The organism is Ruegeria sp. HKCCA4812, from assembly GCF_013034245.1.
Lineage (GTDB): Bacteria > Pseudomonadota > Alphaproteobacteria > Rhodobacterales > Rhodobacteraceae > Ruegeria.
This window is the reverse complement of the sequence record NZ_WQFQ01000006.1, coordinates 207,036-220,175: the sequence shown is the minus strand read 5'-3', so window position 1 is coordinate 220,175 and position 13,140 is coordinate 207,036. Positions and strand designations below refer to the sequence as shown.

The window sequence follows — 13,140 nt, the reverse complement described above, 5'->3', positions numbered from 1 at the left end:
CAGCTGGCTAAACCGGTCGGGCGAAATGCGGCGGCCTTGAAATATGATATACTTTCTGCACTCACCATATATGCGTTGTCAGGCGACAAGCATCGGCAACGCAGCGTACTGCGTGTCATCTCATTGATTACGACACGATATAACTGGCGAAACAACGAATTATCGATTGGACGCGAAGAAATTTCGCGCCTTTGGTCAGTGAACGAAAGGACTGTAAAGCGCGAAATGGCCAGATTTCGCGCATTAGGTTGGGTAACGGTCAAACGGCCTGCTGCACGGGGCCGGGTCGCGGTCTATGAAATCGACCTCAAACAGATCATGATCGATACGCAGGAGGTCTGGCCGATCATAGGCTCCGATTTCCAGGCCCGGATGAGCGAGGATTCCGAGCCCGTTACAAATGTCGTGCCTTTCGCGGCAAAATCCCCGGGGCCTGAAATCAACACCCCCGAAGCCAAGCCCGAGGATGTCTGGTCGCAGGTGCAGTCAATCCTTCACGGGCGCGATCCCGAGCTGTGGGCGAGTTGGTTCCAGCATCTGTCCGAGTCGGAAAGGGCAGGGGGGCGCGTCATTCTGGTTGCACCCTCGCGGTTCATGGCGGATTACATTGCACAGAAATGGACGGCACGATTGCTGGCCGCCTACAGCCGCGTCGATCCCAGTATCAGAACGGTTCATGTAAACGCAGCCGATTGAGGCTGTAAGGTACGCAGTACGGCCGAGCAAAGGATGCATCATGATCAACCGAAATTTTCAACCATTTCGGGTCGAACAGTTCCTGTCCGAAACGGAACACGGGGTGGTCTTCAATTTCTCGGAAAGCGGCGTTCATCCTATGTCGTTGCAGGGATTGGTAGAGCTGGCCGGGATTGATCTCGACGCTCTGCTGACAACGATGATCGACTATCCGCAAGTCAATGGAAAGCAATCCCTGCGCGACACCATCGCAGGCTTGTATCCGGGGGCCTCGGCAGATGGGGTATTGGTCACGGTCGGGGCAACCGAAGCGAACACGCTGGTGGCCAACACCTTGTTGGAGCCCGGCGACAATGCTGTGTGTTTCCGACCGACCTATGAACAGATTTCAGGAAACGCCGCCAATCTGGGCAACGAAGTGCGTTGGGTCGATCTGATCGAATCCGCAGGGTGGGGCATAGACGCAGAGGCGCTGGAGAGGGCGGTCGATGACAGAACCCGCATCATCCATGTAGTGAACCCGAACAATCCAACGGGCCGTATTCTGACCGAAGCGGATCGCGCCCGTATCGTATCGGCTGCCGAGCGCGTTGGCGCCTGGATCGTTTCAGACGAGGTTTATGCCGGAACCGAGCGGGAAGGTGACACCGAAACGCCTTCGTTCTGGGGAAGTACGGACAGGGTTCTTGTGGTGAACTCCATGTCCAAGGCCTATGGGCTTCCGGGGCTGAGGCTGGGATGGCTGGTTGGGCCCGAAGACATCATTCAGCACTGCTGGCGGCGGCACGAATATGCCTCGATCGCGGCATCCATGTTGTCGATGGAACTGGCGGACAAGGCGCTTGCCGAACCTGCACGGTCCAAGTTGAAGGCCCGCGCGCGCCGTCTGATCCGCACGGGGTTTGACGTTCTGACGGAAGAACTGGCGCGGCATCAGGGGGTGTTTTCAGTTGTACCACCTCAGGCGTCGGCCATGTCGTTCGTGCGGTTCAATCTACCGATCGCATCCGAGGCGTTCAGCATGCGCCTGTTGCGCGAAAAAGACGTGCTGGTCATTCCGGGGTCGCGGTTCGGGGTCGAGAACCATTTTCGGTTCAGCTCGGCCCTGCCCGAAGATCATCTGCGCAACGGGTTGGCAAAGTTGAATGATCTTACAGGAGACATCCTGAACGGAAGCTGAGAGTTTGCCGCCGAATTGGTGCGACTGGTTCGGTGACATTTCTTTTGCCTTTTTCATACGTGTCGATAGGCTTCGCAAATGGAAGATTCACCTGTGCTTTCCGCCGAAAAACCGCCGCTGGATCACCTTGTCGGGTCCGCGGTGAAAACGCATCGCGCGCTGGCCGGGTTGACTCTGGCCGAATTGTCTCAGCGGTCCGGCGTGTCCACGGCGATGATTTCCAAGATCGAGCGCGGTCAGGTGTCAGCCTCACTGGCGACGCTTGAGGCTCTGGCCGGCGGAATCGGCGTTCCGTTGATCAACTTCTTTGCCGGCACGGTCGAACGCACGGATGTATCATTTGTGGCTGCGGGCGAAGGTGTAACCGTGCAACGGTTGGGCACCGGTTTCGGGCACAGTTACAAGCTGATCGGTCGGGCGGAAGCGAAACATGTCAGTTTCGAGAGTTTCAGCGTTACATTGGAAGGTCCGTTGGACGAACGCCCGCTTTACCAACATCAGGGTGTCGAATTCATCCACGTCACCGCCGGCGAAATGGTCTATGGCTGCGGTAAAGCCGCTTATCACATGCGGCCGGGCGACAGTCTGAGTTTTGATTCAAACGCCACTCATGGGCCGTTGGAGTTGAAAACTGACACGGTCAGCTTTGTCACCGTGGTTGCCAAGGCCGTGTCGGGCGACAATTGAAAAACGCCCGGCGACCGGGCCGGGCGTTTGGGAATCAAGGTGATCCGAGAAGAGTCAGAGACCCCATTTCTTGCGATTTTCCTCGAAGAACCCTTGCGCCTTTTTGACTTCGATCCAGTTGTTTACATAGTTGATCCACACCTGATCGGCCTGTGGCAGGATCATCGCGATGGGTGACGGCGAACGCGGGCCAGCGTTCTTCACGCGTACCACCGGAAATTTCGCCTCGAGGGTCGAGCCTTCGATGTTCGAAGTGATGAAGACATCCGCGCGTCCTGCGATTACTTCCTGAAAACCGCGGGCCGGGGCCTCGACCACCTTGATATCTGCGTTCGGGAACCATTCGCGGACACGCTTTTCGAATGTTGTGCCCAGGGTGGTCGCGACTTTTACTCCGGGCTGGTTGATCGAGTCATAACCGTCGAACTTGTCGGCCTTGTCCTTGGTCGTATAGGGGAAGAGTTCCACCGAAATATAGCTGTCGGAAAAACCTGCGACCTTCATGCGCGGCGGCGAAATCGATGCCGATCCGGTCAGGTGATACTTGCCTGCCACCACACCGTTGACCAGTGTTTTCCAGTCGGTGGGGACATATTCGACCTCAACCCCCAGATCGGCGGCCAGCTCGTTCATGATGTCGATGTCGTACCCTTTGTAGCTGTTGGTTGCAGGGTCGCGGAGCGACATGGGATTCCAATCGCCCGTGGTGCCCACCTTGAGCACGCCGGAATCTAGCACCTCGTTCAGTGCAGATTGCGCCTGCGCAGCGCCTGACAAGACAAGTCCAAGCGCAGCGGCTGCCGCAGCTTTCCAAAAAGTGTTCATCGGTTTCTCCCGTTGGTGGCGTTTCGACCTTGTGGCCGTATTCTTCATTGATTTAAGCCCAAAGGGAAAGATAACCTCAAGAAAATATTATACTGGGACTAAAACAGGGGCAGTTCATCTTATGCCAGACGCCGCAATCGAACTTGTGGGCGTGAACAAGTGGTTCGACACGTTTCACGTTCTCAAGGACATCAATCTGACGGTCAACAGCGGCGAAAAGGTGGTGATTTGCGGGCCTTCCGGGTCAGGAAAATCCACCGTTGTGCGATGTATCAACCAGTTGGAAAAACATCAGAAAGGCACCATCCGCGTAGATGGGATCGAGTTGACGGATGACGAGAAATCCGTGGCCAGGATCCGGTCCGAGGTTGGAATGGTGTTCCAGCAGTTCAACCTGTTCCCGCATCTGACCGTATTGGAAAACCTGACTTTGGGCCCGATCAAGGCGCGCGGTCTCGGCCGCAAAGAGGCAGAGGAAAAAGCGCGCCACTATTTGGACCGGGTGCACATTCCAGATCAGGCCGACAAAAAGCCCATTCATTTGTCGGGTGGTCAGCAGCAACGCGTCGCCATCGCCCGGTCGCTGTGCATGGAGCCACGTGTGCTGCTGTTTGACGAGCCGACTTCGGCACTGGACCCCGAGATGATCTCGGAAGTGTTGGACGTGATGGTCGAGTTGGCCAATGAGGGGATGACCATGGTGGTTGTCACGCATGAGATGGGGTTTGCCCGAAAGGTGGCCGACAAGATGATCTTCATGGATGCCGGTGAAATCGTCGAAGAAGGCAAGCCCGAACATTTCTTCACCAATCCTCAGTCCGATCGGTGTCGCAAATTCCTGTCCCAGATCCTGCAACACTGAGAGGGGCCGATGAAAAAACTTCTTCTCATTTTGCCTCTGCTTCTTCTGGCAGGCTGTTCGTCGTCGCAGACCTGGGGCTGGTACGTTATCGATCCGACGACGGCCTCGGGTTGGACCAATGTGAAATTCCTGATCTCGGGGATGGGCGCGACGATCCAGATTTCCCTGATCGCCGCCGTTCTGTCGATCGTCATCGGATTGCTGGTCGCCCTGCCGGGATTGTCCGAAAAACGTGGCTGGCGGGTTGTGAACCGGGTTTACGTGGAGTTCATCCGCGCCATTCCCCTGTTGCCGATGCTGTTCTGGGTGTTTTACGGCTTGCCCATCGTGTTTCAGTCGATGGGTCTGAACATCCCCATCGATCCCTTCTGGGGGGCGATCATAACGTTGGCGATTTCAGACAGCGCCTTTACGGCCGAGATCTATCGCGCAGGCATTCAATCCATTGCGCGTGGACAGCGCGAGGCAGCGCAGACCATCGGGCTGAACTATGTGCAGACCATGCGCTATGTGATCCTGCCGCAGGCGATCCGGCGCATTCTGCCGCCTTTGGCAAACCAGTTCATCTACATCGTCAAGATGAGCGCCTTTGCCAGCGTCATCGGGATGCAGGAACTGACCCGCCGCGCGAATGAACTGGTGGTGACGGAATACCGCCCGCTGGAAATCTATACCCTGCTGATTTTCGAATACCTGATCCTGGTTTTGATCATCTCGGCCGGGGTGCGCTGGCTGGAGCGTCGCATGGGCGCGGATGAGCGCGGATAAGGAGTGAAGAAATGAACTGGAAAGATTTCATGGCCGAGACCGAGGCCAATATCGGAACCCTCTCGAAAGAAGTGCCTGAAACCGTGCGCGGCTTTGGCATCATGGGCAACGCGGCCAAGACTGACGGGGCGCTGAGCGAGAAAACCAAAGAGTTCATGGCGCTCGGCATTGCGATCGCGACCCGCTGCGACAGTTGCATCGGATTCCACGTGCGTGCGCTGGTTCGGCTGGGCGCCACCCGCGCTCAGATGTGCGAGGCGTTGGCCATGGCCACCTATATGGGCGGCGGGCCGTCTTATGCCTACAGCGCCAAGGCGCTCAAGGCTTTTGACGAGTTTTCGGAGTAAGAAACATGCGTCCTGATCTGGCCGGAGCAGAGGGGTTTATTCGCAACAGCTGGTACGTCGCCGGACGGTCCGAGGATTTTGGCCGCAGCCTGAGCGCCGTACGAATGCTGGACGAAGAGATCGTGATCTACCGTGACACAGCGGGCAAAGCGATCGCGTTGGAGGACGCTTGCCCGCATAGAAAGCTGCCGCTATCTCGGGGCACGATCGAAGGGGATCATGTGGTTTGCGGCTATCACGGTCTGACATTCGGCTGCGGCGGTGAATGTGTCAGCGCCCCGACACAGCTGGACAATCCTCCGCGCCGCGCCGCCGTGCATGCATACCCGGCCGAAGACCGCTGGGGGTTTCTTTGGCTGTGGATGGGGGACCCGGACAAAGCCAGCATAGACGATATCATCGACATCCCCAATTTCGACAACCCGTCCTGGGGCAAGACCCGGACCGGTGCGATGGAGATGGCGTGCCATTACCTTTACATTATCGACAACCTGCTGGATCCAAGCCATGTGGCCTGGGTGCATCTGACCTCGTTTGCCGGGGCGGGAACCGACAACCGCCCGCTGGATCTTGAAGAAACCGAAACCGGCGTCATTGTTTCGCGCTGGATCGCGGATGAACCCGCGCCGCCCTACTATGCGCCGATACTGCCGTTTGGGCCAAGCTGCGACCGCAAGCAGCATTACGAATGCCGTCTGCCGTCCACTGCGATCAACATGTCCGTTTACACTCCGGCCGGAGAAGGCGGGGCGGATCGGCCGATGTCGCCCAATGCCTTTGTCAATATTTCGTACAACTTCATCACACCGGTCGATGCGGAAACATCGCGGTATTTCTGGTTCCAGCACCGCAACATGCACGCGGATGACACAGCCATGTCGCAGCGCATGTTCGAAGGCGCGGTCATGGCCTTCAACGAGGACAAAGAGGTTCTGGAACACGTTCAAACCGGCATGGCGCGGCGCAAGACCGGCTATATCAACCTCGGGCTGGACGCGGGCGCGATGCGGTTCCGCGCACGGGTTGCAAAGCTGATCGCGCAGCAGGCCGGCTGATCATCAGGCCGACAAGCGCCCGTTCGCGCCTTGGCCCACGTGTCGGGCCGGGGCGTCGAACACCGCTTTGATGCAGGGATACCGGTCGAGAATTTCAGCCCCACCGGGCAACAGATCGGCCCGGAGAACACCGGCATCCCAGATCGAAACACCATCCACGCGGATCGTCGGGTCCAGCACGTTCAGCGAAATCTCACCCGGCGCATAATGCCCGCATGTGTGAAAGTGCAGCAGGCGTGGATTGCCAAAGGCCGACCCGCTCCAACGTTCAAAATTGCTTCGGGCCGGGGTCGTGTAGGCGCAGCCCGGGTGGATGCCTGCGTGCCAGGAATGCATGGTCAGGGGGTCAAGATCGAACATCCTGCCGACCTTTTCGTAATGCATCTGCGCGCAATGCACATCCATGGGATGGCCGTCAAAGCCGGTCAGGCGGTTGTTTTCGAACCGTATGGTCAGTGGTTCGCGCAGGTCACAGCCGTATGGTTCGTAGAATTTCGAACCGGTGCCAACCAGAAACCCGTCCTGAACCAGTACTCCGGAAAACCCCTGCGCGGGAACCGGGGCAAAGACCGACATCGGAAAACGCGCCACGCTGACATCCGCGGCACCTGCTGGGGGGAAGGCGGCGCCGGGGCCGGCGAAGTCGGTGCCCAATGGGCAGGTTACGTGGATGTGCCCGGCATTGGCCAGCAGCCGGTTAACCGCGTTTTTCAATTCAACGAACCCGGTGTAGTTGGCGCGCCCGAAACCCGAGGCCAGCATTCCGGCGTCCAGCGCATATGACATGATGGGCCGAACGTCCCTCATTCCCGCGTCGAAACGAATCTGATCGCCGGAGCGGGACAGAAACAAGGTGCGATCCGCCGCTTCCATCGCCGTTTTCAGATCCGCTGGCAGCGATGAACCCATGGGATCGAATGCGAGGGTTTGAACTGCGGTCTTGATCCGGTTCTGTCGCGCGCAGTCCACGATAGCCTCGGTGATATCGGCATCGTAATACCCGTTGGCCGCATCTTCGCAGACCACAAGCAACTGGTCGCCCGCCGTCAGGCCGCCGCATCTGAACAACAGGTTTTCGGCACCCGCCATAAGCTCTGGACTGTGCATTCGCGTTGATCCTCAACAAAATCCCCCGCGCTGGTATTTTACATCTTTCACGTTTCCGTGATCCAGAAAAAATTTCACCTTAAGAAAAAAATTAACTGACATGCCTGTGGGCTTTGTACATAAGCTGAGCCCGAACAAGACAGGAGACACAGCAATGAGCGCTTGGATCGAGATGGTCTCGGACGACAAGGCCGAGGGCCGCCTGAAAGAGCTGCTGGACAAGGCCCGCACCCCTCATGGCACCGTGGACACGGTCATGCGTGTGCATTCATTGCGGCCCGAAACGATGAACGGGCATGTGACGCTGTACCGTTCGGTCCTGCATTCCGACGACAACCAGTTGCCATTCTGGTTTCTCGAGGTTGTCGCCAGCTATACCTCGATCCTGAACGATTGCACCTATTCACTGACCCATCACTTCATGAACGTGCGCAACCTGCTGAAGGACCAGCCGCGCAGTGACCGGATCTTCGTCGCGCTCAAGGCGCATCGGCCCGAGGATGAATTCGAGGGCAAGGAACTGGCGCTGCTGCGCTATGCCGCCAAGCTGACGACGGATGTTGGCAAAATGGTCAAGTCCGACTTCGAAGCGCTCAAGATTGTAGGCTGTGAGGATGGCGAGATCCTGGAGGTCAATCAGGTCTGCGCCTATTTCAACTATTCAAACCGGTTGCTGAACGGGTTGGGTGCAACGACCGAGAATGATGTGATCGGCTATTACACCGGTGACGACTGACGGGTTGCGCCGGGTCTGGACCCCGTGCCGAGGAACATTGTTTCGGGCGGGTCAGCCTGTTGTTTCAGGCTGAGGCGGTTTCACGCCCCACGTGTTTTCCTCGGCTGTTTTGCGGATGATCGCGCCGATCTTCAACAGGTTTTCGCTGAGCGGGTTGGTCTTGCGCCAGATCAGGCCAATCGTCCGTGTCGGCGGCGTGTCCTGAAACCGGGCAATGGACACATCCGCGGATCGGGTTTCCAGCCCGACCGCCATTTCCGGTATCAGGGTCACACCGATGCCGGCGCCGACCATCTGAACCAGTGTGGAAAGCGAACTGCCCTCCATTATGTGTTGCGGTTCGATGTTGCGGATCGAACAGAAGGACAGGGCCTGATCCCTGAAGCAATGCCCCTCTTCCAGCAACAGCATGCGCATGGTTCTCAGCTGCGAGGAACTTGGCATCGGCAGGTTGGCATCCTGCGCCGGGCGAACCAGCAGAAAATCTTCGTTGAACAGCGAGAACTCTCGGAGGTTGGGTTCCGAGACGGGCAGGGCAACGACACCGAAATCCAGTTTCGAATCCAGTATTTCACCGATCAACGTCTTGGTTATCGTTTCCTTGGGTTCGATGGTCAGTTGTGGGAAACGCCGCGACAAAGCTTTGATGATCGAGGGCAGCAGATAGGGTGCGACCGTGGGAATGACCCCGATTCTGATGCGGCCGGACAGGGGGCCCGAGGGAGATTGCACCAATTTCCCCAAATCCTCGACCCGGGTCAGGATTTCGCGGCCATGTTTCAGCACGTCTTCGCCAAGTGCTGTCAGGCGGGTTTGCCGGGCCGCGCGTTCGACCAGCGGCCCCCCCATGATTGCCTCCAGCTCTTTGATTTGTATGGAAAGCGCGGGCTGCGATATCGCACTGGCCGCGGCGGCCTTGCCAAAGTGGCCGTGCGTGGCGAGCGCCTCGAAATAGCGCAGGTGTTTGAGGGTGAGTGCTTTCATATGAAAAATTAATCACAACGATAGTAATTACAAATTTCCAATTATCGAAGCCGTGGGGTACGAGTCAAGTTATCTGAACCCCTAGGTAAATACTCAGGAGATTTACAATGGACGGTACCCCCCACAATCACCAATCCGGCGGCTGCCCTGTCATGCATGGCGGCAATACTGGTACGGGCAATTCCGTCACCAAGTGGTGGCCGGATGCGCTGAACCTGGACATTCTGAGCCAGCACGACACGCGCACCAACCCGATGGATGCGGATTACAATCACCGAGAAGCGGTCCAGGGGCTGGACTTCAAGGCGGTTCGTGCCGATGTCGAGGCGTTGCTGACCGACAGCCAGGACTGGTGGCCGGCTGACTGGGGTCACTATGGCGGGCTGATGATCCGTCTGGCGTGGCACTCGGCCGGGTCTTACCGTCTGGGGGACGGTCGAGGTGGCGCCGGTTCGGGCAATATCCGGTTCGCGCCGCTGAATTCATGGCCGGACAATGCAAGCCTGGACAAAGCCCGCCGTCTGCTGTGGCCGGTGAAAAAGAAATACGGCAACGCGCTGTCCTGGGCTGATCTGATCGTTCTGTCGGGCACGGTGGCCTATGAATCCATGGGATTGAAGACCTTTGGTTTCGGTTTTGGTCGCGAAGACATCTGGGGCCCCGAGAAAGATGTTTACTGGGGTTCTGAAAACCAGTGGCTGGCCCCGTCCGAGAACCGCTATGGCGATCTGGAAACCCCCCGCACGCTGGAAAACCCTCTGGGTGCGGTGCATATGGGCCTGATCTATGTGAACCCCGAAGGCGTGAACGGCAATCCGGATCCGGCCAAAACTGCGCTGCATATCCGTGAAACCTTTGCGCGTATGGCGATGAATGACGAAGAGACCGCGGCATTGACCTGCGGGGGGCATACCGTCGGCAAAGCCCATGGTGCGATGCCCGGCGACAATATCGGCGCCGAGCCCGAAGCCTGCCCGGTGTCCAGCCAGGGGCTGGGATGGGAAAACCCTGATCAGAACGGCAAAGCGGCCAACGCCTTTACCTCGGGGATCGAAGGGGCGTGGACGAAAGAGCCGTTGAAATTTGACATGGGCTATTTCGACTATCTGTTCGGCTACGAGTGGGAACTGGGCAAATCACCCGCCGGTGCCCATCAGTGGCAGCCCGTCGACATGCCCGAAGACGAAAGGCCGGTTGACCCGACCGACCCCTCTGTTCGTCGCATGCCGATGATGACCGATGCGGATATGGCGATGAAGGTCGACCCGACCTACAACGCGATCTGTCAGAAATTCATGGCGGATCCGGACTATTTTGCCGATACATTTGCACGTGCCTGGTTCAAGTTGACTCACCGCGACATGGGTCCGCGCGTCAACTATTATGGCCCGGACGTGCCGTCGGAAGATCTGATCTGGCAGGATCCGATCCCGGCCGGTTCGACAGATTACGACATAGGTGCCGTAAAGGCCAAGATCGCAGACAGTGGCCTGACCATCGCCGAGATGATCACCACCGCCTGGGACAGTGCCCGAACCTTCCGCGGTTCGGACAAGCGTGGCGGCGCAAATGGGGCGCGCATCCGACTGGCGCCGCAAAAGGACTGGGCGGGCAACGAACCCGAACGTCTGGCGAAAGTGCTGGGTGTGCTGGAGCCGATCGCGGCCGAAACCGGCGCCTCGGTTGCCGACGTGATCGTTCTGGCGGGCAATGTCGGCCTGGAGCAGGCGATCAAGGCCGCAGGCTTTGACGTGGCGGTTCCGTTCTCGGCCGGTCGCGGCGACGCGTCGATCGAGCAGACCGATGTGGACAGCTTCTCGGTACTTGAGCCGCTGGCGGACGGATTCCGCAACTGGCAGCTGAAGGAATACGCAGTGTCGCCAGAGGCGATGATGCTGGATCGCGCGCAACTGCTGGGTCTGACCGCGGCCGAGATGACCGTTCTGGTCGGTGGTCTGCGTGTGTTGGGTGCCAACCATGGCGGATCGCCGCATGGCGTCTTCACCGACCGGGTGGGCCAGCTGACAACCGACTTTTTCGTCAACCTGACGGATATGTCGCTGAGCTGGCATCCGGTTGACGGAGGCACCTATGAACTGCGCGACCGCGCCTCGGGTGAGGTCAAGTTCACCGCAACCAGCGCTGATCTGGTCTTCGGATCGAACTCGATCCTGCGCAGCTACGCTGAGGTCTACGCTCAGGACGACAATGCCGAGAAGTTCGTGCGCGACTTTGTGGCGGCATGGACCAAGATCATGAACAACGACCGGTTCGATCTGGTTGCCTGAATCATGTAATAAATCAGGCGGGGACACCCTCGCCTGATTTTCTTTTCAGGGGGCTGCATCCGCTGATCCCCGCTTTGCCGAGACTCACTCACACAATCTGAAGAGATCTTTGTATCGGTCACGCAGAATGTTCTTTTGAACCTTGCCCATCGTGTTGCGGGGCAGCTCATCCAGAACGATCAGCTTGCGCGGATGCTTGAACCGGGCCAGACCTTCGCGGACCGCGCCCGTTATCGCCACCGGATCAGGGGTCTGGCCGGGCTCTGCCACGATGACACCAACAACCGTTTCACCGAAATCGGGATGTGGCACGCCGATCACGGCGCTTTCCAGAACACCGGGTTGATCATCGAGAACCATCTCGATCTCTTTTGGGTAGATGTTGTAGCCGCCCGAAATGATCAGATCCTTGTTGCGACCAACGATATGGACGTACCCATCCTCGTCGATGCGGCCCAGATCACCGGTGATAAAAAAGCCGTTGTCGCGCAGTTCGGCAGCGGTTTTTTCAGGCATCTGCCAATACCCTTTGAAGACGTTGGGCCCGCGCACTTCAATTATGCCGATCTCGCCCGCAGGCAGGGTATTGCCGTCTGAATCACAGATCTTCAGTTCGACCCCGGGCAGTGGGTGCCCGACCGTTCCGGCGCGCCGCTCGCCGTCATATGGGTTTGACGTGTTCATGTTGGTTTCAGTCATGCCATAGCGTTCAAGGATGCGATGACCCGTTCGTTCTTCGAACTGCACATGGGTTTCCGCCCGCAGCGGTGCCGACCCGGAAACGAACAGGCGCATATGGGTGGCCAGTTCCCTGGTAAAACGCGGGTCGTCCAACAGGCGCGTATAGAAGGTTGGGACGCCCATCATCGACGTGGCACAGGGCAATTTGTCGATGATCTGGTCCAGATCGAATTTGGGCAGCCAGATCATGCATCCACCTGCGGCCAGCATGATATTGGTCGCGACGAACAGCCCGTGCGTGTGAAAGATCGGCAGGGCATGCAGCAGCACATCCTGCGAGGTGAAGCGCCATTCCTTGACCAGTGTCCGTGCGTTCGACAGCAGATTGTTCTGGGTCAGCATGGCGCCCTTGGACCGGCCTGTGGTTCCCGACGTGTAAAGGAATGCTGCCAGATCCTCGCCATCGCGGGCGACGGTTTCGAAACGTGTCGGCATGGTCGCGGCCAAATCTGTCAGAGACCCGGTGCCATCCGCGTTCAGCGTCTCTACCCGGGCGCCCAGCTGAGCGCCGACAGGGGTGAGTTTTCCTTCTCTTTCGGTGTCGCAGATAATCAGCGAGGCCCCGCTGTTTTCGATGAAATAGGTCAATTCATCGACCGTGTAGGCGGTGTTCAGCGGCAGGAACACCAGTCCGGCCTGGGCGCAGGCAGCATAAAGCGCCAGCGCCTCGGGGTTTTTTTCAACCTGCGCCGCAACGCGGTCACCGGGGTTCAGGCCCAGCTGCGTGGCCACATGCGCAATCTGCGCCGCTTTGCCGAGGAAATCCTGGTGAGAGATCGTTGTCCCGTCCAGCAGCTGCAAAAAAGGTGTGCCTTTGCCGGCGTGGATGCCGAACAGGCCATCATACAGAGGGTTAGCCATCAG

The 13,140-nt window shown here is 58.3% G+C and carries 13 protein-coding genes; 9 read left to right on the top strand and 4 right to left on the bottom strand.

The window, feature by feature from the left end:
* The first annotated feature begins 198 nt into the window (after positions 1-198).
* The 3 genes from GOW04_RS22015 to GOW04_RS16795 all read left to right on the top strand — a co-directional run bounded on the left by GOW04_RS22015 (position 199) and on the right by GOW04_RS16795 (position 2,563).
* On the top strand, positions 199-696 hold the full coding sequence (locus tag GOW04_RS22015) for a DnaA N-terminal domain-containing protein (protein ID WP_371814413.1): 498 nt from the start codon (positions 199-201) through the stop codon (positions 694-696).
* 40 nt (positions 697-736) lie between these two features.
* A complete protein-coding gene (locus tag GOW04_RS16800; RefSeq protein WP_171233332.1) occupies positions 737-1,876 on the top strand; it encodes an aminotransferase class I/II-fold pyridoxal phosphate-dependent enzyme in 1,140 nt (379 codons plus the stop codon).
* Between the two features lie 78 nt (positions 1,877-1,954).
* On the top strand, positions 1,955-2,563 hold the full coding sequence (locus tag GOW04_RS16795; RefSeq protein ID WP_171233331.1) for a helix-turn-helix domain-containing protein: 609 nt from the start codon (positions 1,955-1,957) through the stop codon (positions 2,561-2,563).
* Positions 2,564-2,617: 54 nt separating this feature from the next.
* Here GOW04_RS16795 and GOW04_RS16790 read toward each other — a convergent pair whose 3' ends face one another.
* The gene (locus tag GOW04_RS16790) at positions 2,618-3,388 is read right to left on the bottom strand and encodes a transporter substrate-binding domain-containing protein (RefSeq protein WP_170345137.1); all 771 of its coding nucleotides are present in this window, start codon (positions 3,386-3,388) and stop codon (positions 2,618-2,620) included.
* A gap of 121 nt (positions 3,389-3,509) precedes the next feature.
* On the opposite strand from GOW04_RS16790, the gene GOW04_RS16785 reads away from it, so the two are divergent.
* Genes GOW04_RS16785 through GOW04_RS16770 form a run of 4 tightly spaced genes read left to right on the top strand, consistent with a single transcriptional unit; the run spans position 3,510 to position 6,420 of the window.
* Entirely contained in the window at positions 3,510-4,250 is a 741-nt protein-coding gene (locus GOW04_RS16785) for an amino acid ABC transporter ATP-binding protein (RefSeq protein ID WP_171118224.1), read from the top strand.
* 9 nt (positions 4,251-4,259) lie between these two features.
* Positions 4,260-5,018, top strand: coding sequence for an amino acid ABC transporter permease (locus GOW04_RS16780; protein ID WP_171118222.1), 759 nt, complete (start codon positions 4,260-4,262; stop codon positions 5,016-5,018).
* 11 nt (positions 5,019-5,029) lie between these two features.
* Complete coding sequence (locus GOW04_RS16775) at positions 5,030-5,365, top strand: carboxymuconolactone decarboxylase family protein (protein WP_171233330.1); 336 nt, start codon at positions 5,030-5,032, stop codon at positions 5,363-5,365.
* A 5-nt stretch (positions 5,366-5,370) separates the two neighbouring features.
* Complete coding sequence (locus GOW04_RS16770) at positions 5,371-6,420, top strand: aromatic ring-hydroxylating dioxygenase subunit alpha (RefSeq protein WP_171233329.1); 1,050 nt, start codon at positions 5,371-5,373, stop codon at positions 6,418-6,420.
* Positions 6,421-6,423: 3 nt separating this feature from the next.
* Here GOW04_RS16770 and GOW04_RS16765 read toward each other — a convergent pair whose 3' ends face one another.
* Positions 6,424-7,527 carry a hypothetical protein gene (locus tag GOW04_RS16765; RefSeq protein WP_171233328.1) on the bottom strand — a complete coding sequence of 368 codons (1,104 nt, stop codon included), beginning with the start codon at positions 7,525-7,527 and terminating at the stop codon, positions 6,424-6,426.
* Positions 7,528-7,681: 154 nt separating this feature from the next.
* Here GOW04_RS16765 and GOW04_RS16760 point away from each other — a divergent pair, with 154 nt between their 5' ends.
* Positions 7,682-8,263, top strand: coding sequence for a carboxymuconolactone decarboxylase family protein (locus tag GOW04_RS16760; protein WP_171233327.1), 582 nt, complete (start codon positions 7,682-7,684; stop codon positions 8,261-8,263).
* Between the two features lie 51 nt (positions 8,264-8,314).
* Here the strand turns inward: GOW04_RS16760 and GOW04_RS16755 are convergent, their stop codons facing one another.
* A complete protein-coding gene (locus GOW04_RS16755; protein WP_171233326.1) occupies positions 8,315-9,247 on the bottom strand; it encodes a hydrogen peroxide-inducible genes activator in 933 nt (310 codons plus the stop codon).
* 107 nt (positions 9,248-9,354) lie between these two features.
* Between GOW04_RS16755 and katG the strand changes: the two genes are divergently transcribed.
* Positions 9,355-11,535 (top strand): catalase/peroxidase HPI, encoded by a 2,181-nt coding sequence (gene katG / locus GOW04_RS16750; RefSeq protein WP_171233325.1) that lies wholly within the window; start codon positions 9,355-9,357, stop codon positions 11,533-11,535.
* Between the two features lie 84 nt (positions 11,536-11,619).
* Here katG and GOW04_RS16745 read toward each other — a convergent pair whose 3' ends face one another.
* The gene (locus GOW04_RS16745; protein WP_171233324.1) at positions 11,620-13,137 is read right to left on the bottom strand and encodes a malonyl-CoA synthase; all 1,518 of its coding nucleotides are present in this window, start codon (positions 13,135-13,137) and stop codon (positions 11,620-11,622) included.
* Between the last annotated feature and the right edge of the window lie 3 nt (positions 13,138-13,140).

What these genes read in the sequence shown, in the direction of transcription:
- GOW04_RS16795 (WP_171233331.1), top strand. Translation starts at nt 1,955, where the DNA reads ATGGAAGATTCACCTGTGCTTTCCGCCGAAAAACCGCCGCTGGATCAC.
- katG (WP_171233325.1), top strand. Translation starts at nt 9,355, where the DNA reads ATGGACGGTACCCCCCACAATCACCAATCCGGCGGCTGCCCTGTCATG.
- GOW04_RS16765 (WP_171233328.1), bottom strand. Translation starts at nt 7,527, where the DNA reads ATGCACAGTCCAGAGCTTATGGCGGGTGCCGAAAACCTGTTGTTCAGA.
- GOW04_RS16760 (WP_171233327.1), top strand. Translation starts at nt 7,682, where the DNA reads ATGAGCGCTTGGATCGAGATGGTCTCGGACGACAAGGCCGAGGGCCGC.
- GOW04_RS16785 (WP_171118224.1), top strand. Translation starts at nt 3,510, where the DNA reads ATGCCAGACGCCGCAATCGAACTTGTGGGCGTGAACAAGTGGTTCGAC.
- GOW04_RS16770 (WP_171233329.1), top strand. Translation starts at nt 5,371, where the DNA reads ATGCGTCCTGATCTGGCCGGAGCAGAGGGGTTTATTCGCAACAGCTGG.
- GOW04_RS16790 (WP_170345137.1), bottom strand. Translation starts at nt 3,388, where the DNA reads ATGAACACTTTTTGGAAAGCTGCGGCAGCCGCTGCGCTTGGACTTGTC.
- GOW04_RS16745 (WP_171233324.1), bottom strand. Translation starts at nt 13,137, where the DNA reads ATGGCTAACCCTCTGTATGATGGCCTGTTCGGCATCCACGCCGGCAAA.
- GOW04_RS16780 (WP_171118222.1), top strand. Translation starts at nt 4,260, where the DNA reads ATGAAAAAACTTCTTCTCATTTTGCCTCTGCTTCTTCTGGCAGGCTGT.
- GOW04_RS16775 (WP_171233330.1), top strand. Translation starts at nt 5,030, where the DNA reads ATGAACTGGAAAGATTTCATGGCCGAGACCGAGGCCAATATCGGAACC.
- GOW04_RS16800 (WP_171233332.1), top strand. Translation starts at nt 737, where the DNA reads ATGATCAACCGAAATTTTCAACCATTTCGGGTCGAACAGTTCCTGTCC.
- GOW04_RS16755 (WP_171233326.1), bottom strand. Translation starts at nt 9,247, where the DNA reads ATGAAAGCACTCACCCTCAAACACCTGCGCTATTTCGAGGCGCTCGCC.